The 23,030-nt window shown below is 73.1% G+C and carries 23 protein-coding genes; 8 read left to right on the forward strand and 15 right to left on the reverse strand.

Annotation, left to right across the window (positions count from 1 at the left end; translation table 11 throughout):
- Positions 1-4: 4 nt before the first annotated feature.
- Positions 5-1,873: a DEAD/DEAH box helicase gene (locus tag QE370_RS01900; protein WP_309633202.1), complete on the reverse strand. Its 1,869-nt coding sequence runs from the start codon at positions 1,871-1,873 to the stop codon at positions 5-7.
- A gap of 198 nt (positions 1,874-2,071) precedes the next feature.
- Between QE370_RS01900 and QE370_RS01905 the strand changes: the two genes are divergently transcribed.
- Positions 2,072-3,385: a polysaccharide biosynthesis tyrosine autokinase gene (locus QE370_RS01905; protein WP_309633203.1), complete on the forward strand. Its 1,314-nt coding sequence runs from the start codon at positions 2,072-2,074 to the stop codon at positions 3,383-3,385.
- 14 nt (positions 3,386-3,399) lie between these two features.
- Here QE370_RS01905 and QE370_RS01910 read toward each other — a convergent pair whose 3' ends face one another.
- From QE370_RS01910 to QE370_RS01920, 3 genes are read right to left on the reverse strand one after another with little or no spacing between them, the layout of a single operon-like run.
- Positions 3,400-3,945, reverse strand: a complete 546-nt coding sequence (locus QE370_RS01910; protein ID WP_309633204.1) for a hypothetical protein — start codon at positions 3,943-3,945, stop codon at positions 3,400-3,402.
- Between the two features lies 1 nt (position 3,946).
- A complete protein-coding gene (locus tag QE370_RS01915) occupies positions 3,947-4,963 on the reverse strand; it encodes a folate-binding protein (RefSeq protein WP_309633205.1) in 1,017 nt (338 codons plus the stop codon).
- Complete coding sequence (locus tag QE370_RS01920) at positions 4,956-5,468, reverse strand: FABP family protein (RefSeq protein WP_253024151.1); 513 nt, start codon at positions 5,466-5,468, stop codon at positions 4,956-4,958. Before QE370_RS01920 ends, QE370_RS01915 begins: the two co-directional genes overlap by 8 nt.
- Before the next feature lie 37 nt (positions 5,469-5,505).
- On the opposite strand from QE370_RS01920, the gene dtd reads away from it, so the two are divergent.
- Positions 5,506-5,958, forward strand: a complete 453-nt coding sequence (gene dtd / locus QE370_RS01925) for a D-aminoacyl-tRNA deacylase (protein ID WP_309633206.1) — start codon at positions 5,506-5,508, stop codon at positions 5,956-5,958.
- A 129-nt stretch (positions 5,959-6,087) separates the two neighbouring features.
- The gene (locus tag QE370_RS01930) at positions 6,088-7,203 is read left to right on the forward strand and encodes an LCP family protein (RefSeq protein ID WP_253024147.1); all 1,116 of its coding nucleotides are present in this window, start codon (positions 6,088-6,090) and stop codon (positions 7,201-7,203) included.
- A 33-nt stretch (positions 7,204-7,236) separates the two neighbouring features.
- Here QE370_RS01930 and QE370_RS01935 read toward each other — a convergent pair whose 3' ends face one another.
- From QE370_RS01935 to QE370_RS01965, 7 genes are all read right to left on the reverse strand, one after another.
- Positions 7,237-9,021 (reverse strand): DUF4012 domain-containing protein, encoded by a 1,785-nt coding sequence (locus QE370_RS01935; protein WP_309633207.1) that lies wholly within the window; start codon positions 9,019-9,021, stop codon positions 7,237-7,239.
- Between the two features lie 7 nt (positions 9,022-9,028).
- Entirely contained in the window at positions 9,029-9,742 is a 714-nt protein-coding gene (locus QE370_RS01940; protein ID WP_309633208.1) for an LPXTG cell wall anchor domain-containing protein, read from the reverse strand.
- A gap of 164 nt (positions 9,743-9,906) precedes the next feature.
- Entirely contained in the window at positions 9,907-10,224 is a 318-nt protein-coding gene (locus QE370_RS01945) for a DUF1416 domain-containing protein (RefSeq protein ID WP_067860108.1), read from the reverse strand.
- A gap of 1 nt (position 10,225) precedes the next feature.
- Positions 10,226-11,074 carry a sulfurtransferase gene (locus QE370_RS01950; RefSeq protein WP_309633209.1) on the reverse strand — a complete coding sequence of 283 codons (849 nt, stop codon included), beginning with the start codon at positions 11,072-11,074 and terminating at the stop codon, positions 10,226-10,228.
- A 61-nt stretch (positions 11,075-11,135) separates the two neighbouring features.
- Positions 11,136-11,579, reverse strand: a complete 444-nt coding sequence (locus tag QE370_RS01955) for a DUF4395 domain-containing protein (protein ID WP_253024138.1) — start codon at positions 11,577-11,579, stop codon at positions 11,136-11,138.
- A gap of 389 nt (positions 11,580-11,968) precedes the next feature.
- The gene (locus QE370_RS01960) at positions 11,969-12,766 is read right to left on the reverse strand and encodes an alpha/beta fold hydrolase (RefSeq protein ID WP_309633210.1); all 798 of its coding nucleotides are present in this window, start codon (positions 12,764-12,766) and stop codon (positions 11,969-11,971) included.
- A 2-nt stretch (positions 12,767-12,768) separates the two neighbouring features.
- Positions 12,769-13,296 carry a phenolic acid decarboxylase gene (locus tag QE370_RS01965; protein WP_253024134.1) on the reverse strand — a complete coding sequence of 176 codons (528 nt, stop codon included), beginning with the start codon at positions 13,294-13,296 and terminating at the stop codon, positions 12,769-12,771.
- Between the two features lie 67 nt (positions 13,297-13,363).
- On the opposite strand from QE370_RS01965, the gene QE370_RS01970 reads away from it, so the two are divergent.
- Positions 13,364-13,861 (forward strand): MarR family transcriptional regulator, encoded by a 498-nt coding sequence (locus QE370_RS01970; RefSeq protein ID WP_309633211.1) that lies wholly within the window; start codon positions 13,364-13,366, stop codon positions 13,859-13,861.
- 15 nt (positions 13,862-13,876) lie between these two features.
- On the opposite strand, the gene QE370_RS01975 is transcribed toward QE370_RS01970, so the two are convergent.
- From QE370_RS01975 to QE370_RS01985, 3 genes are all read right to left on the reverse strand, one after another.
- Positions 13,877-14,359 carry a thioredoxin family protein gene (locus QE370_RS01975; protein WP_309633212.1) on the reverse strand — a complete coding sequence of 161 codons (483 nt, stop codon included), beginning with the start codon at positions 14,357-14,359 and terminating at the stop codon, positions 13,877-13,879.
- 43 nt (positions 14,360-14,402) lie between these two features.
- Complete coding sequence (locus QE370_RS01980; RefSeq protein ID WP_309633213.1) at positions 14,403-15,203, reverse strand: hypothetical protein; 801 nt, start codon at positions 15,201-15,203, stop codon at positions 14,403-14,405.
- A gap of 66 nt (positions 15,204-15,269) precedes the next feature.
- Complete coding sequence (locus QE370_RS01985; RefSeq protein ID WP_309633214.1) at positions 15,270-15,524, reverse strand: MoaD/ThiS family protein; 255 nt, start codon at positions 15,522-15,524, stop codon at positions 15,270-15,272.
- A gap of 196 nt (positions 15,525-15,720) precedes the next feature.
- Between QE370_RS01985 and QE370_RS01990 the strand changes: the two genes are divergently transcribed.
- From QE370_RS01990 to mshD, 3 genes are read left to right on the forward strand one after another with little or no spacing between them, the layout of a single operon-like run.
- Entirely contained in the window at positions 15,721-16,461 is a 741-nt protein-coding gene (locus QE370_RS01990) for a response regulator transcription factor (protein ID WP_253024123.1), read from the forward strand.
- A 10-nt stretch (positions 16,462-16,471) separates the two neighbouring features.
- Positions 16,472-17,938 carry a carboxyl transferase domain-containing protein gene (locus QE370_RS01995; RefSeq protein ID WP_309633215.1) on the forward strand — a complete coding sequence of 489 codons (1,467 nt, stop codon included), beginning with the start codon at positions 16,472-16,474 and terminating at the stop codon, positions 17,936-17,938.
- Positions 17,939-17,947: 9 nt separating this feature from the next.
- Positions 17,948-18,988: a mycothiol synthase gene (gene mshD / locus QE370_RS02000; protein WP_309633216.1), complete on the forward strand. Its 1,041-nt coding sequence runs from the start codon at positions 17,948-17,950 to the stop codon at positions 18,986-18,988.
- Here the strand turns inward: mshD and QE370_RS02005 are convergent.
- Positions 18,981-20,027, reverse strand: coding sequence for an alpha/beta hydrolase (locus QE370_RS02005; protein WP_253027221.1), 1,047 nt, complete (start codon positions 20,025-20,027; stop codon positions 18,981-18,983). The genes mshD and QE370_RS02005 overlap by 8 nt on opposite strands.
- Before the next feature lie 136 nt (positions 20,028-20,163).
- Here QE370_RS02005 and QE370_RS02010 point away from each other — a divergent pair, with 136 nt between their 5' ends.
- The gene (locus QE370_RS02010; RefSeq protein WP_309633217.1) at positions 20,164-22,305 is read left to right on the forward strand and encodes an RNA degradosome polyphosphate kinase; all 2,142 of its coding nucleotides are present in this window, start codon (positions 20,164-20,166) and stop codon (positions 22,303-22,305) included.
- The last annotated feature ends 725 nt before the right edge of the window (positions 22,306-23,030 follow it).

Here is a 23,030-nt window from a genome sequence, read left to right on the forward strand (position 1 = left end):
GCCGTCAGTGACCCTTGGGGTGGCGCGGCTTGCGGGGCGACTCGCCGTCCTTCGACCAGCTGCCGCGCTGACCGCCCTTGCCCTTGCCGCCCGGTCCGCCCGAACCCTTGCGGTGCGCGGTCGGCCGGTCGTCGCGCGAGGACCGCCCGACCCGGGCGCCGCGGTCGGCCTGCAGCTCGATACGACGTCCGGAGATCCGCGTGTCGGCGAGCGCCTCGAACACCGCCGGGGGCAGGTCCTGCGGGAGCTCGACGACGGCGTGGTCGATGCCGAGCGTGATCTTGCCGAAGTCGGCACGACGCAGACCGCCCTCGTTGGCGAGCGCGCCGACGATCATCGACGGCGTCACCTTGTGCCGCTTGCCGACGGCGATCCGGTACGGCGCCCAGCCGTCCCTCGACGGACGCGGCGGCCGGTCACCGGCGTCGCGCACCGGCCGGTCCTGCCGCTCCGGACGCTCGCGACGCTCCTTCTTCGGCGGGTCCGGACGCAGGAAGAACTCCTTGTCGTCGGTGCTCATCACCGCGAGCGCCGCGGCCACGTCGAGCATCTCGACGTCGTGCTCGCGCACGTAGTCCTCCACGAGGCCCCGGAACGCGTGGAACTGGGCGGAGCCCATGCTGTCGGTGATCGCCTGCGCGAACTTCGCGGTGCGCCGCGCGTTGACCTCGTCGACGCTGGGCACGCCGGTCTCCTCGACCGGCCGTCCCGAGACCTTCTCGATCGCCGACAGGAGCCGACGCTCGCGCGGGGTGACGAACAGGATGGCCTCGCCGCTGCGACCGGCGCGGCCCGTGCGACCGACCCGGTGCACGTACGCCTCGGGGTCGTGCGGGATGTCGTAGTTGACGACGTGGGTGATGCGGTCGACGTCGAGCCCGCGCGCAGCCACGTCGGTCGCGACGAGGATGTCGAGGGAGCCGTTCTTCAGCGCCGTCACCGTCCGCTCGCGCTGCGCCTGCACGAGGTCGCCGTTGATGGCGGCGGCCGAGAACCCGCGCGACCGCAGTCGCTCCGCGAGCTCCTCGGTGGCCGACTTCGTGCGGACGAAGATGATCATGGCGTCGCCGCTCTCCACCTCGAGCAGACGCGTGAGCGCGTCGAGCTTCGCGTGGTGCGAGACGGGGATCCAGCGCTGGCGCACGGTGCTCGTCGACGAGCGGGCCTGCGGCGTCGCGATGTCGGCGGGGTCGTGCAGGTAGCGCTTCGCGAGGCGGCGGATGGCCGGCGGCATGGTGGCCGAGAACAGCGCGACCTGCTTGTACTCGGGGGTGTCGGCGAGGATCCGCTCGACGTCCTCCGCGAACCCCATCGCGAGCATCTCGTCGGCCTCGTCGAGCACGAGGTGGTCGAGCCCGGAGAGGTCGAGGCTGCCACGGTCGAGGTGGTCCATGACGCGACCGGGCGTGCCGACGACGACGTGGGCGCCGCGCTCGAGCCCGGCCAGCTGGGCGCCGTAGCCCTGCCCGCCGTAGACGGGCAGCACGCGGATGCGGCGCGACCGCGGCGTGTACGACGTCATCGCCTCGCAGACCTGCAGGGCCAGCTCACGCGTGGGAGCGAGCACGAGCGCCTGCGTGGAGGCGCGGTCGGGGTCGATCTTCTCGAGGATCGGCAGGGCGAACGCGGCCGTCTTGCCGGTGCCCGTCTGCGCGAGCCCGACGACGTCGCGGCCGGCGAGCAGCGCCGGCACCGCCGCCTCCTGGATGGGGGTGGGTGCCTCGTAGCCGAGCCGACCGAGCACCTCCACCAGCTCGTCACCGAGGCCCAGGGCAGCGAAGCGGGCGCCGGGGGCCGTCGCCTCCGGGGCGTTCGACGCCTCCTGGTCGGGGGTCTGGTCGGACAGGTCGGACGCGGGACGGTCGTCGGTCATGAAGCTCCTGGTGCTGACTGCGAGACGGGGGAACCCCGTCGTGACGCAGGGTGCAACCGCTAGTGTTCCGTACCGACGGCCCCGAGACCAACCTCGGCGAGCCCGGCCTCCCTCCCCCGTGTGGCCCGAGACCGAAGGAGACGGTGCCCGATGCCGAGCCCGACCCCCCGTCGAACGCTCGGATCACGCTGGCTCCTGGTGGTGCTGCTGGGTCTGCTCGGTGCGCTCGCGGGACAGCTGGTCGTGTCGGGCCTCACACCGCGGTACGAGGCGTCGGCCGAGGTCCTCGTCTCCTCCCCGCCGGCGAGCGTCGACGGTTCGGCCCGCGCGGTCACCGCCCGCACCGTCGAGTCGTACGGCCGTCTGCTCTCCCAGCCCTACCTGCTCGACCGCGCCGCGCGGGCGCTCGACGAGTCGTCGCTGCCCGCCGACTCCGTGCGCTCGGGCGTCGTCGGCGACAGCGACGTCCTGCGCGTGACGGTCCGCGACGGCAGCCTCGACGTGGCCCGCGAGCGCGCCGGCGCGATCGCCGAGGCGTTCACCGCGTGGCTCGAGGACAGCCAGCAGGCGCTGCGCCCGAACCAGCAGGTCACGGGGCTGGTCATCGATCCCGGCACCGGCTCGACGGGTCCCGTCTCGCCGCGCCGCTGGCCCTACCTGCTCGGCGGCCTGCTGGTCGGGCTGCTGCTCGGTCTCGGCGTCGCGCGCTGGCGTCAGCTCGCCGACCGCGGGGTCGCGTCGGCGGACGAGCTCGAGGCGACCACCGAGGCACCCCTGCTGGGCGCCGTCGCCTACGACCGCAGCGTGCAGGACGCGCCGCTGCTCACGTCGTTGTCTCCGCAGCACCCGCGCGCGGAGTCCATCCGCATCCTGCGCACGAACCTGCAGTTCGTCGACGTCGACCACGACCGCACGGTCATCACCGTCACGAGTGCGGTGGAGGCCGAGGGCAAGACGTCCACGGCCTGCAACCTGGCCATCGCGCTCGCGCAGTCGGGCCTGCGGGTCGCGCTCGTGGAGGGCGACCTGCGCCGGCCGCAGCTCGCCGAGCAGTTCGGCCTCGAGAGCACGGTCGGCCTGACCACGGTGCTCGTCGGCCGGGTCGAGCTCGACGAGGCGATGCAGGAGACCGAGATCCCCGGCCTCGACGTGCTCACGAGCGGCGCCCGACCGCCGAACCCGGCCGAGATCGTGCAGACCGGCGCCATGGAGCAGCTCGTCGCCGACCTGCGTCGCGCCTACGACATCGTGCTCATCGACGCGCCGCCGCTGCTGCCCGTCACCGACGCGACGATCCTGGCCCTGCTGTCCGACGGCGCTCTGCTCGTCGTGCGCCACGGCCGCACCGGCCACGACCAGGTGCGCGCTGCCGTCGAGCGGCTGCAGACCGTCGGCGCGACGCTCTTCGGCACGGTGCTCTCGATGTCGCCGCGCCGCGCCGCAGGACGCTTCGGCTACGGGTACGAGTACGCGACGCAGTCGACGCGACGTCGTCCCCGCCGCGGCCGCTAGCCGCCCGGGACCGCTCAGCCGAGGGTGGCGAAGGTCCGGGCGAGCCGCTCGGTCGCGTCGTCGATGAGGTCGGCGGTGCTGCGGTGCACCTCCGGCGCGCGACGGAACGGGTCGGGCACGTCGAGCAGGCTGGGCGCGGTGCTGCGACGGCGCGCAGCGTCGGCGACGAGCTCGGGCAGGCTGTCGGCCGTGTGGTCCTCCACGAGGGCGGCGAGCTCGAGCAGCGTGAACGTCTTGCGCAGCGCCCCGGGGTCGAGCTCGAGCACGGAGGCGCGGTGCTCCTTCGTCGCGGTGAGCACGACGTCGGCGGCCTTGACGTGGGCGGGGTGCAGCGGCCTCGACCGGAACTCCGAGCCGTCGAGGCCGAGCCGGGCCAGCTCGAGCCGCACCATGCTGTCGACCGGTGCGTCGCGCCAGCCCATCACGCCGGCGCTCGCGATCTCGAACCGCGCAGGGTCCAGCCGCTCGCGCAGCAGCAGCTCCATCAGCGGCGAGCGGCAGACGTTCGCGGTGCAGACGGTGAGGATGCTCCAGCGGGCCGGCTCGGGCCGCGCCCCCACCTCAGCCACCGGACCGGGGACGCACGTGCAGGCCCACGTCGGGGTCGACGACGAGCTCCTGCGCGGCGGCGACGCCGTCGACGACGAGGGTCGCGTCGGTGGGCACCGAGCGCTTCAGCAGTGCGAGGCCGATCGGGCCGAGCTCGTGGTGCAGACCTCGCGACCCGAGCACGCCCACCGCCTGGCCGGGTGCGTCGGCCCGCTCGACCGGTGAACCGGGCGCCGGCAGCCGGTCGGCCGAGCCGTCGAGGTGCAGCAGCGTGAGCCGGCGCGGAGGACGGCCGAGGTTGTGCACCCGCGCCACCGTCTCCTGCCCGCGGTAGCAGCCCTTGTCGAGGTGCACGGCGCGCTCGAGCAGCCCCACCTCGTTCGGGATGGTCCGGTCGTCGGTGTCGAGGCCGAGGCGCGGGGTGCCGGCGGCGATCCGCAGCGCCTCCCAGGCCCACGTGCCCGCAGGCCGCCCGTGACGCTCGGGCCACGACGCGACGTCGGCGCGCGGCTCGATCGCCCAGACCGACCGTCCGGGCGTCCCGTCGGCGCCGGGCTCGACCCGGCCGAGCACGGCGTGCGTGTCGCTCACGTCGGCCACCTCGACGCGCATCATGAAGCGCATCCGGTCGAGGAACGTGACGAGAGCGGCCCCGGCGCCGGGCTCCGTGTGGGCCCAGAAGGTGGTGCCGTCGTCGATGCCCTCGAAGGCGTGCTCGATGCGCCCCTGCGGGGTGAGCACCAGCACCTCGGTGGGCACGCCCGGCGGCAGCGACTCCAGGTGCTGGGTGGTCAGCGAGTGCAGCCACGTGAGCCGGTCGGGCCCGGTGACCGTCAGCACGTCGCGGTGCGACAGGTCGACGAACCCCTCGCCGCGCTCCAGCCGGCGCTGCTCGACGGTGAGCTCGCCGTAGTGGGCGGCGACGCCGGAGTCGGGCGGGTCGGCCTCGACGGCGCCCTCGACGTCGAGCAGCGGGCTGCGTCGTGCCGGGGCGGCCTCGTCGGGCGTGGACGCGGGATGCTCAGACACGGGCGAGCTTCCCCCACAGGTGCGACTGCATGCCCTGGCCCTCGGCGGCCTTGTCGACGGCGTACATGAGCGCCCCCTCGACCAGCCCGTACATGCGCTGCCCGGCGGTGTACTCGACCGCCGTCTGGGTGCGGGCGACGACGTCGGTGCCGAGCGTGATCCGCGGGCCCTCCGCCACGCCGTACCAGATCTCGGCGTAGCCGGTGGGGTGGGCGAGCACGAGCTCGACGTTGATGCCCTTGCCGCCCTCGACCAGGCCGGCGGGCCGCAGGAAGCCGGTCTCGAGGTCGCCGGGTCCGGTGCGGTTGCCCTCCTCGTCGGTCGTCCAGGAGCGGCTGAAGTAGTGCAGGAACGGACGCGTGTCGTGGGCGAAGACCACGTCCTGCTCGAACGCGTACGGCTCGATCGTCGGGTAGTCACCCCGCCCGTTGCCGTGCCACGTGCCGAGCAGCCACGCGAGCGGGGCCACGTCGGGGTGCAGGTCTGCCGGGATCTCGAAGGCCATGCTGCCCATCGTATCGACGGCGCGCTAGCCTGCCGCCGTGCGTGCAGTGGTGCAGCGGGTGACCCAGGCGTCCGTCGTCGTCGACGGCGAGGTCGTCGGCTCCGTGGGCGGCGGTGACGAGGGCGAGACCGAGGACGGGGGCCACCTCCTCGTCCTGCTCGGGGTCACCCACGACGACACCGTGCAGAAGGCCGACGCCCTGGCCCGGAAGGTGCACGGGCTGCGGGTGCTGCGCGAGGAGCGGTCGGTCGCCGACACCGGCGGTTCCGTGCTGGTCGTCAGCCAGTTCACGCTCTACGGCGACGCCCGCAAGGGTCGCCGTCCGAGCTGGACGGCGGCCGCTCCCGGAGCCGTCGCCGAGCCGCTGTACGAGGAGTTCTGCGCCGCCCTCCGCGCGCTGGGCACCGACGTGCCCACCGGACGCTTCGGCGCCGACATGCAGGTCGCGTCGGTCAACGACGGACCCGTCACGATCCTGCTGGAGCTGTGAACGACGCTGTCGCGGTCGCCGCGGGTCCGGCGTTCTGACCGTCCTTTCAGGTGGGCCGCGTAGGATCACGCGTGGTCGTCCGTGGTCCGGTGCGGCCGGCGCCCCGCCCCCCACCGAACGGACGTGTCCATGTCGCGACGCCTCAAGCGTGAGCGTCGTGCCGTCGCGGGCAAGCGTCGTGCGGGCGGGACACCCTGGCACCGCCGCCATCGGAGACTGCTCGTCGGCGTGGTGGGCGTGCTCGTGCTGGTGCTCGGCACCGCCAGCGGCTACGCCTACTACCTCAACTCCCAGCTGGACAACGTCGGTCGCGTCGACACCCAGCTGAAGGAGAAGGACCGGCCCGACCCCGACCGCGGCAGGGCGCTGAACATCCTGCTGCTCGGCTCGGACAAGGGCAAGGAGGAGCCGGGGGCCCGCGACACCACGCTCGCGGAGGACGCTGCGGCGTCGCGCTGGCCGGCGGGCAAGTACCGCAGCGACACGCTGATGATCGCCCACATCACGTCCGACCGGCGCAAGGTCTACCTCGTCTCCATCCCGCGCGACACGTTCACCGACATCCACGACCAGACGGGCGCGGTGCGCTCGAAGCAGAAGATCAACGACGCGTTCTCCGAGTACGGGCCCGACGGGGCGATCTCGACCGTCGAGAACCTCACGAACCTGCGGATGCGCCACCTGGCGATCATCGACTGGGACGGCTTCGAGTCGCTCTCCTCGGCCGTCGGCGGCGTGCCCGTGTTCATCCCCCGCGCCTTCTACGACCCGAAGCAGGAGGTGCAGTGGCAGGCGGGCCAGCAGACGCTGGAGGGCAAGAAGGCCCTCGCGTACGTGCGCACCCGCTACGGCCTCGTCCGCGGCGACTTCGACCGGATCGCGCGGCAGCAGAACTTCCTGCGCTCGCTCATGAAGAAGATGCTGGCGCGTGACACGCTCAGCAACCCGATCAAGCTCACCCGCACCCTCACCGCGGTGACGAAGAACCTCACGGTCGACGCCGACTGGGACCCGGGCGACATGCGTGCGCTCGCACTGTCGCTGCGCGGGGTCCGCTCCGACGACGTCACCTTCCTGACCGCGCCCGTCGCCGGGACCGAGCTGGACCCGACGTACGGCGACGTCGTCGTGCTCGACCAGGCCAAGTGCGCGGAGCTGTTCGACGCCCTGCGCAACGACCGCATGGACGCCTACCTGCGCAAGTACCCCGACGACCGGCTCGCCGACGAGCGTCAGATCGGCTGACCGCCCGGACGGTGTGCGACGGAGCGGTCGGTGTCAGCCGCAGGCCGAGCGCACGCGCACGTCGTTCGGCTCCGCGCGGATGCCGGGCGTGCTCGTCAGCACGGGATCGCCCGTCTGCCCGTCGCCCGTGCGCATCGTGACGGTCAGGTCGACCGACTCCCCCGCTCGCAGCGTCAGCGGCACGACGGTGACCCGACGGTCGCCGAGCCGTCCACCGACCGGCTGACGGTCGACGTCGCCGAGCCGGACCTGCTGCAGGACGCCCCCGGCAGGGGCCACGACCCGCACCGAGAGCCGCTGGTCCGTGGCGGACAGGCCGGGCAGCCGGAAGCCGGTGATAGAGACGGGCAGGCCCGACCTCGGCACGACGGAGCTCAGACGGGTGCGCAGCGTGAGCTCCTGGCTGCGGTCGTCGACGCAGCGCGACGACGTCAGCGTGTGCGACGTCTCGAGGTAGTACTGCAGCTTCGAGCCCTTGCTGTCGTCCACGAACACGCCGACGCGCGCCCGGTCGGTGTCCTGCGACAGGACGCCCGAGACGCCCGTGGTGCGGATGCGGCGCTGCTCCGACCGGTCGGCCGACCAGACCATCACCCGGTTGTCGACGGCCGCGCGCACCAGCGCCTCGAGGACGGGCTGGGTCGCCCCGCGTCCACCGACGAAGGCGTCGAAGATGCTGCGCGCGGCGTCCTCGAACACGGCGTCCTGAGCGAGCGGGTCGGTCGTGTAGCGGCGGTAGACGCCGTTGAGCAGCTCGTCCACGGCGTTCTCGCTGGTCAGCCGCGTGCCGTCGCCGAGGGTGACCGGGCCCAGCCCCTGCAGCAGGTAGCCGAGCGTCACGGGGTCGACCGACACGACGCCGTCGAACCGGGTGTCGGTCGCCTCGCCGACCAGCGACCCCGCGAACCGTGCCGCCTCCGGGAAGTCCGGGACCGAGGTGGTGTTGCGCAGGTCCTCGGCCGCCGACACCGGGACGGCACCGTACTGCGACGCCGGCACCGCCAGGCGCGGGTCGTCGACGGGCGGGACGTCGATCGCGGAGCCCTGCTCGGTCATGCGCACCCGGCCACGGTCGGCCTCGATGACCGCCCAGGAGCCGGGGATGCCGCCGAGGGAGCGCACCTCGGCGTTGTTCTGGATGAGCAGCAGGTACCGGCGACGCTCCTGCGCGCCGAGCATGTCGGGCAGCAGCGTCGCGGCGGTGTCGGCGACCCGGGCTGCCGACGCGGCGCCCGTCAGCACGTCCTGCAGGCGTCGGACCGGCACCTGCAGCCGGCCGACGACGTCCTCCGGGCGGATGTCGCCCACGTTGCGCGCGGCCTCGTCGAGCGCTCGGCGCGGCGCACCCAGCCGGGGTGCGACGCTCTCGAGGTTCGCGATGTCGATGCGACCGTCGCGCGGCGAGAACGCGTCCAGGCCGACCTGGGCGGTCACGTCGACGACCGTGGGGACCGCCCGGGTCGCGACCCGGTCGACCTCACGGCTGACCACCCGCACCGCGTCGACGTCGTCACCGACGACCGGCAGCCAGGAGGCCACCGCCCACAGGGGACCGTCCGTCGAGTCGTGGGAGCGTCGCGCGGCGTCCTCGAGCACCTCGGCGGTGCGCCGAGCGCCGTCGGCGTCACCTTGGGCCACCTGCGCGAGCAGCACCTGCGACGCGTCGCTGGCTCGTTGCAGGAGGATGGCCGCGCGGACGCCCTGCCAGGCGAGCACGACCCCGCACACCAGCACGACACCCCCGACGACGGAGAGCACCAGCCGGGCCCAGCCGGCCCGGTCCCAGCGTTCGGGCAGGAACCGCCGAGGCGGCCTCACGGTCGGGTCAGCCGTCGCGGCGGCGACGGGCGACCACGGCGCCGACGCCGGCGAGGACGAGCAGCGCGCCGAGGACGAGCAGCCAGAAGTCGGTGCCGCCGGTGCCGGGCAGGATGCCGTTGCGGTCCTCCGTGCCGGCGTCGGCGTCGGCCACGCCGTCCGTGCCGGCACCGCCCGCGTTCACGTCGGCGTCGCCCTGCGAGCCACCGTCGGCGCTGACGTCGGCGTCACCCTGGGAGCCGCCGTCGGCGTCGGCGTCGCCCTGCGAGCCACCGTCGGCGCTGACGTCGGCGTCACCCTGGGAGCCGCCGTCGGCGTCCGCGTCACCCTGCGCGCCGCCGTCGCCGTCGGAGCCGCCCGAGGGGGCCACGATGACCTCGGCGCCCGAGCCGGCCTTGTCGCCGCAGAGGGCGCGCACGGTGGTCGAGGTGCTCCGCGTGACCTGGGGGGCGGTGAACGTCGCGACCAGCTTCTTGGTGTTGCTGGCGGTGCGCGTCTGGCCCTCGTAGGTGGCGGTGATCGTCGTCGGGACGTCGGCCGTGACGGTCGCCGTGAACGTCTCACCGGGGGCGACGCGGGTCTTCGAGACCTGGATGTCGCACACCAGCACGGGGTACGGCACGGTGGCTCCCTGGGCGGGGGCGAGCGTCGCGGAGGGCAGCGCCACCAGTCCGACGGCGGCGACGACCGAGGCGACGAGTGCCGCAAGGTGCTTCTTCATGAGACTCCCTCACAAGATCTGACATGAGCGCGACGTCCGGGCGCGAGCGTGCTCGCCTCTAGAACGAGCGAGACGGCGGGGGGTCACGTCCTTCCTGCGCGAGATGCCCGGAAAAGACGACGAGACCCCGGACCGTGACGGTCCGGGGTCTCGCGAGGTGGTGCTCAGGCGGTGGCGGGCACCCGGTCGATGTCGACGACCACGTCGGCGACCACGCCGATCGCCGCGGCCACGGCGAGGTCGACGGCCTCGGCGCGCGGCGCGAGCGTGCGCAGCGTCCACTCACCGGGTCCGGCGAAGAACCGGAACTGGCCGGTCGCCGAGGTCGGGACCTCGGCCGTGAACTCACCGGTGCGGTCGAGCAGACGCACGTACGCGTTGCCGACGGGCTCGTCGCCACGCACGACGACACCCTGGATGACGGCCTGGTTGGCGACGTCGACGCCCTCGAGGCTCGGTCCGCCCTTGACGGCTCCGCACATGTCAGGCCTCCCCGCGCTCGTCGCCGACCGCGACCGGCACGCCACGCAGCGAGCCGTACTCGCTCCACGAGCCGTCGTAGTTCTTGACGTTCGGGTAGCCGAGGATCTCGTTGAGCACGAACCACGTGTGCGAGCTGCGCTCGCCGATGCGGCAGTAGGCGATGGTGTCCTTGCCCTCGTCGAGGCCGGCGTCGGCGTAGAGGGCCTTGAGCTCCTCGTCCTTGCGGAAGGTGCCGTCGTCGTTGGCGGCCTTGCTCCACGGCACGTTGCCCGCGGTGGGGATGTGGCCGGCGATCTGGGCGGCCTCCTGCGGCAGGTGCGCGGGGGCGAGCAGGCGACCGGCGTACTCGTCAGGGCTGCGGACGTCGATGAGGTTCTTCGTGCCGATGGCCTCGACGACCTCGTCGCGGTAGGCGCGGACGGCCTCGTTCGGCTCCTGGGCCGTGTAGGTCGTGGCCGGACGGTCCGGGACGTCGGCGGACAGCTCGCGGCTGTCGAGCTCCCACTTCTTGCGGCCACCGTCGAGCAGACGCAGGTTCTCGTGGCCGTAGTAGGTCAGGTACCAGTAGGCGTAGGCCGCGAACCAGTTGTTGTTGCCGCCGTAGAAGACGACCGTGTCGTCGTTGGCGACACCCTTCTCCGAGAGCAGCTTCTCGAGCTTCTCCTTGGAGATGAAGTCGTGGCGGACGCCGTCCTGGAGGTCCTTCTTCCAGTCGAGCTTGATCGCGCCGGGGATGTGGCCCTTGTCGTAGGCCTCGACGTCCTCGTCGACCTCGATGAGGACGACCTTCGGGTCGTCGAGGTGCTCCTCGACCCAGTCGGCGGTGACGAGCGCGGTGTCGCGGCTCATGTGGATACCTCCATGTGTGGTCCCACGCGGTGGTGGGGTCGGGTGGGCGTGCAGGTGGTGGTCAGGCGTGCGCGCGGGACGCGGTGGCGCGTCGCGCGAGCAGGTACAGCTCGCAGCCGAGGCAGAAGCCGACGGCAGCGTTGAGCAGGGCAGCCACGAGCGCGAACGCCGTGGCGACGTAGCCGAGTGCCGGGATGCCGACGCCGAAGCCCACGAGGGCGACGACGACGAAGCCGAGTCCGACGGTCTGCGCGAACCGCGGCGGTCGCGCGTCCTCCGGCTCGGCCGGCGGACCGATCCTCGGTCGCACCAGACGGGCGAAGAGGATCGCGTACGGCGACGTGTCGAGGTGACCGCTGGCGCCGATCGCGAACACGACGCCCTGGACGGCCAGCAGCACCAGCGCGACCGAGGTCGGCACGACCAGCGCGACGGCCAGGACGACGGACGTCAGGGCAGCCGCGAAGCGCATGCCGCGCGGGTCGACGTGGGTGGGACGGGCCATGGGACGGTCTCCTGGACGGGCCGGCGCGACGCAGGGTCGTCGCTCGGCGGACTGACGGGCGGGCTCGGGACCGCGGGCGGGTGGCCGGTGCGGTCGATCAGGAGCGACGACACAGCGCGGAACGCGTGCGGCAGTTGTCCACCGCGAGGCGCCGCGTCAGGTACGTCGAGCCGGTCATGCGCCCACTGTAGGTCGGTCCGCGCGCGACGCCCGAGGATCGTCTCGCATGCTGGATGGTCGTCTCATCATTCAAGACGCCCCTGCGTGGCAGCCCGGACGCGGGCCAGCGGTAGGTGAGTTGCGGAATGCGGGCCAGCGGTAGGTGGCGCGCGTCACTGGGGCTTGTTGACGCGTGCCACCTACCGCTGAGAGGGCGAGCCGCGCGCCACCTACCGCCGACGCCGCTGCTCCGGCACCAGCCCGAGGAACGACACGAGGCCGTCGACCAGGCCCTCGCGGAGGGCGCGGGACGACCAGGCGTGGTCGGCGCCGGCGACCTCCGTGAACGCGCCCTGCGGGAGGAGCTCCGCGTAGCGGCGTCCGTACCCCGGCGGCACGATCTCGTCGGCCGCGCCGTGGACGACCTGGACGGGGCCGGGGTACCCGGCCGCCTCCGCGTACACGTCGAGGTCGTCGCGCACGTCGTCGATGAACGCCTGGCCGAGCCACATGCCGCCGACGTCGAAGCCGCCGTCCTCCTCGACGGTGGCGAGCGACCGGCCCTGGATCTCGTTCTTCACGACGATGTCGTCGACGACGACGCCGGCGGGCGACCACAGCGTGAGGCTGGCCACGAGGTGGGGCAGCCGAGCGGCGACGATGGCCGACTCCACCGCGCCGAGGCTGTGCGCCACGACGTGGACGGGCGCGGAGCGGTCGGCCGCGAGCTCGCGGACCATCGACGACACCTGGTCGACCTCGTCACGCAGCGTGACGTCCTCGAACTCGCCGTCGCTGACGCCCTGACCGAGACGGTCGTACGCGCGGACGACCGCACCGAGGGCCGTCAGCCGCCGGGCGACCTGCACGAAGAGGCGTCGCGGCCCGGTGCTGGAGTCGCTGAACCCGTGCACGAGCAGGACGGAGGGTGCGCCCTCGGCGGCCACCGGCCTGAGCTCGTGGCCCCTGAGCGTACGGCCGCCGTGCGACAACGTGAGCGGCACCACGTCGGGCTCCCTCGGCCCCATGGTCAGTTCCTCCGGTCCGCGAAACCGGCGGGCAGGTCGCCCGGCGCGGTGTCGATCACGGTCTCGTCGTCGGTGCCGACGTGCTCGAGGAGGGTGATGTGCGCGAACTCCGGCACGACGTAGATCGGGTAGGTGGGGCCCTCGTCGCGGAACCGGCGCATCTCGTCGAGGTGGTCGTTCTGGAACAGGACCGTCCTCGACCCGTCCTGCTCGACCCAGTGCGGGAAGAAGATGGTGCCGTGCAGGACCCGGTCCTCGGGCACGATGTTCACGACGACGCTCGTGCCGGTCGGCTCGTTCCACGAGATCTTGAAGACCCCGCGGCCCAGCCCGACGAGGTCGACCTCCTGGTCCTTCACCCAGCGGCCACCGACCATCCCGGTGTGGATGCGGTAGTCGATCGTCGTGGCGTTCTTGACGTACATCTCGTACTGCCAGCCGTTGGCGTAGGTGTAGATGAGTCGGTGGCCGACGATGGCGTCGAGCTCCTGCTCGGGGACGGGCTGGTCGATGCTGGTGGGAGTGCTCATGCCTCCACTATGACAAGAAATGCGTTTGTTGCAAACGCATCAGTCGCCCATCGCATAGTCTGGAGCCGTGCACGACACCACGAGCCAGGATGCTCTCGGGACTCTCGCCCGAGGCCTGAGCGAGGAGGTCGGCCCCCTGCGTCGGTCGATCCTCAACGCCTCCCGTGCCCGCGCCGGCCTGCCGTCGCTCCCGGACGCCCAGATCGAGGTGCTGCGTCGCCTCCACCCCGACCGCCGGGAGAGCCCGACGGCGCTCGGTCGGCGGCTCGGGCTCGCCCGACCCACGGTCAGCAACCTCGTCTCGGCCATGGAGAGGACCGGGCTCGTGACGAGGAGGGCCGACGACGCCGACGCCCGCAGCGTCCAGGTGGGTCTCACCGACCTGGCGCGCGAGCAGCTGCGCGTCTACGACGAGGCCGCGGAGAGCCTCCTCGTCGAGATCCTCCGCGACCTCGACCCGGCACAGCGCAGGACGCTGGACGACGCCCTCCCCGTGCTCGCCCAGGTCCGCGCAGCCCTCGACGAGGGCGGACGCCGACACCCCGCCCCCACGTCCGGCACCTAGCCGGGCAGAGCGCGCTCAGGCGTCGAGGACGGCGAGCACCTGGTCGCGGCGCGGCAGGCCCGAGGCCCGGCTGAGCACCGTCCCGTCAGGGCCGACGACCAGGACCGTGGGGGTGCGCAGGATGTTCAGCCGACGCACCAGGTGGAGGTGCGACTCGGCGTCGACCTCGACGTGGACCACGTCGGGACGGGTCGCCACGACGTCGCTCAGCAGCGCGCGTGTGGCACGACAGGGGCTGCAGAAGGCGCTGGAGAACTGGACGAAGGTCAGCCGGTCGCCCAGCGGGCCGCCGATCTCCTCCGCCGTGAGCACCTCGCGCGACTCCGCGGCCATGGCGGACGACGCACCCGGGTCGGGCTCCTGCGCTCCGTCGACGGCCACCGACGACGCCGACGCCGCGGGAACCGGGGTGGAGAACCGACCGTCACGACGGCGCAGCAGCAGGGCCACGACGCCGGTCGCCGCGAGGGCGACGAGGAGGACGATCACACCGGTCACGTCCCCAGGCTACGACGGGGCCGGTCGCGCGCCCCGCGAGCGGCTAGACCGTGAGCACCGCCAGCGACGCCCCGACGTGCACCGCAGGCCCGACCAGGGCCACCGACACCGCGGCGGGGAAGGCCCACGTCTGCGGACCGGGCAGGGCCCCGATGCTCCAGGCACGCCCCAGCACCTGCCCGAGCAGCGCGCACCCGGCCGCGGCGCCACCGACCGCGAGACCCAGGACCCACGTCCCGGTCCCCTCGACCGTCGCGGAGACGAGCACGCCGGTGAGTGCACCAGCCGTCACCGCACCCGACCCGAGCAGCACCCGGTCACCGGGCACCGACCACACCAGGAGGGCCACGGAGAGCGCTGCGGCGGCCATCGCGACGACGTCGATGGAGGCCGACTCGCCCGACGCGGCCACCCAACCGGCCGCGCACGTGGCGACGACGCCGACGAGCACGGTGGCGGCCACGGCCCGCACGAGGTCCTGCCGGCCGTCGCGGCGCAGCATCTGCCCCACCAGTCCGGCGAACACGACGACGGCCGACCCGAGCATGACGCCGGAGAACACGCCGGCGGAGATCAGGGCGTCCTCGGTGGCCACGGTGCCGTCGGTGCCCCGCAGCAGCTGCGGGTCCCAGGCGACGGCAGTGGCGACGACGCTGCCCGCGACGACGGGCACGAAGGTCGTCGGGCGCGGACGCTCGCCCGCGCCGTGGGCAGGCGCCGTGGCGACCAGCACCTGCACGACGAGGACGCCGACCGCGACGAGCCACAGCTCGCCCGTGGCGACCGCGAGCGCGAGCAGCCCCGCCAGGGCGGCCGAGAGCAGGGACGGGACGAGTCGAGGCACCCTCGCATGATGCCAGGCGTCGGGGTGCGCCCCGCTCGGCTCGGCCCCCGCGCTCGACCGCCGGGCTCAGCCGCCGGCGAACGGCGGCAGGAACTCCACGAGAGCCCCGTCGTCGAGACCCACCTGGGTGCGGTCGCGCCGTCCGACGGGCACCTCCCCCACGAGGACGGAGCACATGTCGAGCACGGCGCGCAGCCGCTGGTCGCCGTCGTGGCGGCGCACGGCCTCGTCGACGGCCTCGGCGAGGGTCCCGGCGGGCACCTGCTCGCTCTCCACCCCGGCGGCGGCCCGTGCCGCAGCCCAGTAGCGCACCGTCACCACGGGCGTCGACGTCCCGTCCGCCTCCCGGCCACCTGCCGGTGTGACGTCGTTCTCTTTCGCGACACCTCGTGGTGATTCGTCCGACACATGCACTAGTCTGGGCCATGCAACGAGGCCACGGTGATTTCACCTGGCCTCTTGTCATAAGTGCGAGCCGCGGGCACGGCGCCCGGGGCGGACCGACGGAGGGACCGCAGTGTCACACCTCTTGCTCCTGACCAAGAGCACCCAGTCCTCGGTGGAGGTGCTGCCCGCCCTCGCGCTGCTGCCCCACCACGTCAAGATCCTCCCGGCGGAGGCCAGCGCGCTCATCGACGCACCGCCCTCCGACGCCGTCCTCGTCGACGGCCGCCACGACCTCGCGCAGGTCCGCAGCCTCACCCGCGTCATCCGCAGCACGGGGATCGAGTGCCCCCTGGTGCTGATCCTCACCGAGGGTGGGCTCGCCGTCGCCGCCTCCGACTGGGGCATGGACGACGTCATCCTCACGACCGCCGGCCCGGCGGAGCTCGAGGCGCGGCTGCGGCTGGCCATCGGCCGCGTGGCTGCCGGCCAGGGCGCCGAGGACGACTCGCACGTCATCGCCTCCAGCGGTCTCGTCGTCGACGAGGCCACCTACACGGCCAAGCTCGAGAACCGCACGCTCGACCTCACGTTCAAGGAGTTCGAGCTCCTGAAGTTCCTCGCCCAGCACCCGGGCCGCGTCTTCACCCGCCAGCAGCTGCTGCAGGAGGTGTGGGGCTACGACTACTTCGGCGGCACCCGCACCGTCGACGTCCACGTCCGACGGCTGCGCGCCAAGCTGGGCACCGAGCACGAGACGCTGATCGGCACCGTGCGCAACGTCGGCTACCGCTTCGTCGCGACGGCGGCGGAGGCCGACGAGCCGGCCGCGCGCCGCAGCGCGTCGGTCCCCGGGCCGGGCGCACGCGCCTAGCGGCCGCCGGATGGACCGCATCAGCGCGCTGGACCTGGTCGCGCTGGTCCTCGACGAGGGCACGTACGAGTCCTGGGACCAGCCGATCGACGTCTCCGGGTACCCGCCGGACTACCGCGCGGCCGTCGAGAAGGCGGCAGCGCGGTCGGGCTGCGACGAGTCGATCATCACCGGTCGCGGTCTCGTCCGCGGCCGCCCCGTCGCGTTCGTCCTGAACGAGTTCGGGTTCCTCGCCGGCTCGATCGGGCGTGCCGCGGCCCAGCGCATCGTCGCCGCCGTCCGGCGTGCCACGGCCGAGGGCCTGCCGCTGCTCGCCTCCACCGCCTCGGGCGGCACGCGCATGCAGGAGGGGACGCCCGCGTTCGTGCACATGGTCGACATCTCCCGCGCGATCATGGACCACCGCGCCGCCGGACTGCCGTACCTCGTGCACCTGCGGCACCCGACCACGGGCGGCGTGTTCGCGTCGTGGGGGTCGCTGGGCCACATCACCGTGGCCGAGCCCGGCGCCCTCGTCGGGTTCCTCGGGCCGAAGGTCTACGAGCTGCTGGAGGGCCGACCGTTCCCGTCGGGGGTCCAGGTCAGCGAGAACCTCGCCCGACGCGGGATCGTCGACTCCGTGGTCCTGCACGAGGAGCTGCCGTCCGTCGTCGACCGCGCGCTCGGTCTGCTCGTCGACCCCGTCACCGACGCGACCCGCACCCGACGTCCCGGGGTCGAGCCGGGCACGCCCCGCCGTCACGGCACGTGGGAGTCGATCGAGATCACCCGCGCCGAGCCGCGCGTGGGTGCGCGGGACGTGCTGCGCCATGGCAGCGACGCCACGGTGCGCCTGCAGGGCACCGAGGAGGGCGAGCGCGACACGGCGATGCTGGTGGCGTTCGCCAGGCTCGACGGCGTGCCCTGCGTCGTCGTCGGGCAGGACCGCACCACGCAGACCCCGGCCAACCCGATGGGTCCGGCAGCACTGCGCGAGGCGCGGCGCGGCATGCGCCTGGCAGCCGAGCTGGGCCTGCCGCTGGTCTCCCTCATCGACACCCCGGGCGCGGAGCTGTCGCCGGGCGCCGAGGAGGGGGCGATCGCCGGCGAGATCGCCCGCTGCATCGCCGCCATGTCGACGCTGGAGGTGCCGTCGGTCTCCGTGCTCCTCGGCCAGGGCAGCGGCGGCGGAGCCCTCGCCCTGCTCCCGGCCGACGTCGTGGTCGCCACCGAGAACGCGTGGCTGTCGCCGCTGCCGCCCGAGGGCGCCAGCGCCATCGTGCACGGCGACGTCGACCACGCCCCTCAGATGGCCCAGCAGCAGCGCGTCTCGGCCCTCGACCTGCAGGAGACCGGCACCGTGCACCACGTCGTGCCCGAGCCGGAGGACGACTCCCCCGAGGCCCTGGCGCGTGCGGTCGCGGCGGAGGTCGGCCACCAGCTGCGCGGGCTGCTCGACGCCCGCGGCGCGAACGGGCTCCCCTCGACCCACGCCTAGGCTGGGCGGGTGAAGAACTCTCGCGACCGTCGGTACGGCGGCATGGTGCTCGTCTGGACGGTCGTCGGCGTCCTGTTCACGTTCGTCACCGGCAACCCGGTCTGGGCCGGTGCGTTCCTGGCCATCGGCGTGGCGCTCGCCGAGTCCCGGCGCGGCGAGGTCGAGCCCCCGACCTCCGCCGCGGCAGCACCCGCCACCGCCGGCGAGGAGCCCGCGGACGACCACGGGCTGCTGGCCCTGAACCACGCCGCGCACCAGGTCGACGGCGTGGAGCCGTTCAACGAGGCCACCCGCCTCGCCGTCGCCGCCGGCGACCCGCTGCGCGTCGGCCGGGTGCTCGACGGCGGCGTCACGGCCGCAGTCGCCGTCGGTGACGCGCCCGTGGAGCTCGCGGTGCACCCCGACCACCGTCGCCAGGGTCGTGGTCGCGCCCTCGCGGTCGAGCTGCTCGACGCCGGGGAGCATCGGTTCTGGGCGCACGGCGACCTGCCCGGGGCGCAGGCGCTCGCGTCGTCGCTCGGGCTCGAGCCGGTCCGCACCCTGCTCGTGCTGCGCCGCGCGGGCGGCGAGCCCGTCGTCGAGCAGGTCCCCGACGGGATCAGGATCCGCACGTTCCGACCCGACGATGCCGACGCCGTCGTCCGCGTCAACGGTCGCGCGTTCGCCGACCACCCGGAGCAGGGTGCGATGGACCGCGCCGACTTCGACCGCCGCGCGGCCAGCGACTGGTTCGACCCCGAGGGCCTCTTCGTCGCCGAGGACCAGCAGGGGCAGGTGGTCGGCTTCCACTGGACGAAGGTCGAGGCTCCCGGCTGGGGCGAGCCGCCGGTCGGCGAGGTGTACGTGGTCGGCGTCGACCCCGACCACCACGGCGGCGGGCTCGGCACGGCGCTGACCGCCCGCGGGCTCCGACACCTGGCCGAGTCGGGCGTGGACGTCGTCGACCTCTACGTCGAGGGCGACAACGCCCCCGCGCTCGCGGTGTACCGCAGGCTCGGCTTCGTCGAGCGGGCGCGCGACGTGCTCTACGCGCGGCCCTCCGCTAGCTGAGCCCGCGCTGCAGGGCGGCCGCCGCACGACGCATGGCGCGCGGAGCCGACCTCCCGATGCCGACCATGTTGGCGAAGCCGTGGATGAGCCCGCTCTCCTCCGCGTGCTCGACCCGCACGCCCGCCGCGCGCAGGTGCTCGGCGTAGGCCGTGCCCTCGTCGCGCAGCGGGTCGAAGCCGGCGGTCACGAGGTACGCGGGCGCCACCCCGTGCGCGTCCTGACGCAGGGGCGAGAGCCGGTCGTCGGCGCGGTCCTCGTCGCCCGCGAGGTAGTTCTCCTCGCACAGGTCCATGAACGCCTTGGTGAGCAGGAAGCCCTCGCCGAGACGGGTCCGGCTCGGCCGCTCCTCGACGAAGTCGGTGGCCGGGTAGATCAGCAGCTGGAACGCGGGCGCGACGACGTCGTCGGAGCGGGCCGCGTGCTGCGCGACGAGCGCCGACAGGTTGCCGCCGGCGCTGTCGCCGCCGATCGCGATCGCGCCCGGCTCGATGCCGAGGCCCGGTGCGTGCTCGGTGACCCACCGCCACGCTGCCCAGGCGTCGTCGAACCCGGCGGGGAACTGCGCCTCGGGAGCCAACCGGTAGTCGACCGAGACGACCCGGACCTGCGCCTCCTCGGCGAGGAAGGAGCACACGGCGTCGTAGGCGTCGAGGTCGCCGTAGACCCAGCCGCCGCCGTGCAGGTAGACGAGCGCCGGCGACCGGCCACTGAGCCCGCGCGGCGTGTAGAAGCGCAGGCCGACCGGACCCTCCGGCCCGTCGATCGTCCGGTCGGTGACCGCGCCGACGGGCTGACGTCCGCCGAGCATCCGGAACGCCTCGGTGTACACGCGACGGCCGCGGGTGATCGACAGCGTCTCCACCGCCGGTCCGTTGAGACCCATCACCCGCAGCAGCAGCTGCATCTCGGGGTCGAGCGTGCGTCCGTCGACCTGGACCGGGCGGCCGGCGAGGCGTCGGACGACCGGGGTCGGGAGGGAGAAGAGGGCCTGCGCACCCTTGGCCTGCACCAGCGCCACCAGGTCGGACGTCGTCACCATGCGCGCAACATAGCGCGCCACCGCCCGCCGCGGAGCGCTTCGCCACGCAACTCTGCGACCACGTGCGCCACGACCCCAGGAGGCGGACAGCCGCGTCGTTCAGACGACGTTCACGTCGTCTTGCCACAATGTCCGCGTGGACACCACCGATCTGGACCTTCCTGCGGTCGAGAACCCCTCGTCGCCCGACGAGTTCGACGTCGACCCGCCGTACGAGCCCGTCGACGACGCGCTGCCGGCCGACCGGTTCCTCGACCGGGAGCTGTCGTGGATCGCGTTCAACGCACGCGTGCTGGAGCTCGCCCAGGACCCCCACCTGCCCCTGCTCGAGCGGGTGCGGTTCCTGTCGATCTTCGGCAGCAACCTCGACGAGTTCTTCATGGTCCGCATCGCCGGCCTCAAGCGCCGGATCGCGGCCGGGGTCGCCGTGCCGTCGGCGAGCGGCTTCCACCCCAAGGACGTGCTGGCCAACAGCCTCGAGGCCAGCCACCGGTTGATGGTCGAGCAGGCGCGGACCTTCGTCGACGACGTCGTGCCCGCCCTCGCCGACGCCGGCATCCACCTCGTCCGCTGGGACGACCTCGACCCGCAGGAGCGCGAGGAGGTCGCCGCCACCTACCGCGAGCGCGTGTTCCCCGTGCTCACCCCGCTGGCCGTCGACCCCGCGCACCCGTTCCCGTACATCTCGGGCCTGTCGCTGAACCTCGCCCTCGTCCTGCGCAACCCCGAGACGAACAAGCAGCACTTCGCGCGCGTCAAGGTGCCGCCCATCATCGACCGCTGGATGGTCACGAGCGCAGGTCGGCACGTGCCGCTCGAGGACGTCATCGCCGCGCACCTCGACCTGCTGTTCCCCGGCATGGAGATCGTCGCGCACCACGTCTTCCGCGTGACCCGCAACGAGGACCTCGAGGTCGAGGAGGACGACGCGGAGAACCTCCTCAAGGCTCTCGAGAAGGAGCTGCTGCGCCGTCGCTTCGGCCCGCCGGTGCGCCTGGAGGTCGAGGAGTCGATCGACGAGGAGGTGCTCGACCTGCTCGTCACCGAGCTCGGCATCCGCCACGGCGAGGTGTTCCGCCTGCAGGGTCCGCTCGACCTGCGCAGCCTCGGCGAGATCGCCGACCTCGACCGTCCTGAGCTCAAGTTCGACCCCTTCGTGCCCGGCACCCACGAGCACCTGGCCGAGGTCGAGACCGCCAGCCCGGCCGACCTGTTCGGCACGCTGCGCCGCCGCGACGTCCTCGTGCACCACCCGTACGACTCGTTCGCGACGAGCGTGCAGCGCTTCATCGAGCAGGCCGCCGCCGACCCGCACGTGCTCGCGATCAAGCAGACCCTCTACCGCACGTCGGGCGACTCCCCCATCATCGACTCGCTCGTCGACGCGGCCCGCGCCGGCAAGCAGGTGCTCGTGCTGGTCGAGATCAAGGCCCGTTTCGACGAGCAGGCCAACATCCGCTGGGCCCGCAAGCTCGAGCGCGCGGGCTGCCACGTCGTGTACGGGCTCGTCGGGCTGAAGACGCACTGCAAGCTGGCGCTGGTCGTGCGCGCCGAGCCTGACGGACTGCGCCGCTACGCCCACCTCGGCACCGGCAACTACAACCCGAAGACGGCGCGCGTGTACGAGGACTTCGGGCTCCTCACGAGCGACCCCGACATCACCAACGACCTGCTCGAGCTGTTCAACTCGCTCTCCGGGTTCGCGCAGCAGGGCGACTACCGCAGCCTCATGGTGGCGCCGTCGGGCCTGCGCGACGGTCTGCTCGAGCGCATCCGCCAGGAGATCGCCCACCACCGGGCGGGGCGACCTGCGGGCATCGCGTTCAAGGTGAACTCGCTCGTCGACGAGGCCGTCATCGACGGGCTGTACGAGGCGTCGCGCGCGGGCGTGCCCGTCCGTCTGGTCATCCGCGGGATCTGCACGCTGCGTCCGGGCGTGCCGGGTCTGAGCGAGAACATCGAGGTCCGCAGCGTCCTCGGTCGTTTCCTCGAGCACAGCCGCGTGTACTGGTTCGGCGGCGGGGGCGAGCCGGAGGCCTGGATCGGTTCGGCCGACCTGATGCACCGCAACCTCGACCGTCGCGTCGAGGTGCTGGTGCGGGTGCCGAGCGAGCAGCACACGCAGGTGCTCGGCGACCTCCTCGAGCGCATGGCCGACGACGAGACGAGCTCCTGGCACCTCGGCCCCGACGGCACCTGGACCCGCCACCCCTCGGGTCGCGACGTCCAGGCCGACCTCATCGCCCGCGCGAAGAAGCGCCGCAGCCGCCTCTCCTGACCCACCCCCAGCGACCGCCCAGAGTGGTCTCGACACACCTCCCCTCGCTGGCGCTCGTGGAGGCACTCGACCAGCGGGGGGCTCCGCTGGTCGAGTAGTCCGAGCGAGCTTGCGAGGCTCGGACGTATCGAGACCACCCGGCAACGGATCAGCGCCGGCCAACCCCCAGCGCCCGCCTGGAGTGGTCTCGATACACCTCCCCTCGCAGGCGCTCGTGGAGGCACTCGACCAGCGAGGGGTTCCGCTGGTCGAGTAGTCCGAGCGAGCTTGCGAAGCTCGGACGTATCGAGACCACCCGGCAACGGACCAGCGCCGGCCAACCCCCAGCGTCTGCCCACCATGGTCTCGATACGTCTCCGCCCCCTCCTTCGTCGCGGCGTCGACTACTCGACCAGCGGAACGCTCCGCTGGTCGAGCAGCGGCGACGGCGAGCACCAGCGAGCACGTCGGTGCGTGTCGAGACCACCCCGCAACGACTCAGCGCGAGCCAACCCCCAGCGCCCGCCTGGAATGGTCTCGATACACCTCCCCTCGCTGGCGCTCGTGGAGGCACTCGACCAGCGGCAGGTTCCGCTGGTCGAGTAGCGGCCACGCGCGACGAAGGAGCGCCGTGGACGCGTATCGAGACCACCCCGCAACAGCCCAGCGCGAACCAACCCCCAGCGAACGCCCAGAGTGGTCTCGATACACCTCCCCTCGCTGGCGCTCGTGGAGGCACTCGACCA

Source organism: Aeromicrobium sp. SORGH_AS_0981, assembly GCF_031453195.1.
GTDB lineage: Bacteria > Actinomycetota > Actinomycetes > Propionibacteriales > Nocardioidaceae > Aeromicrobium.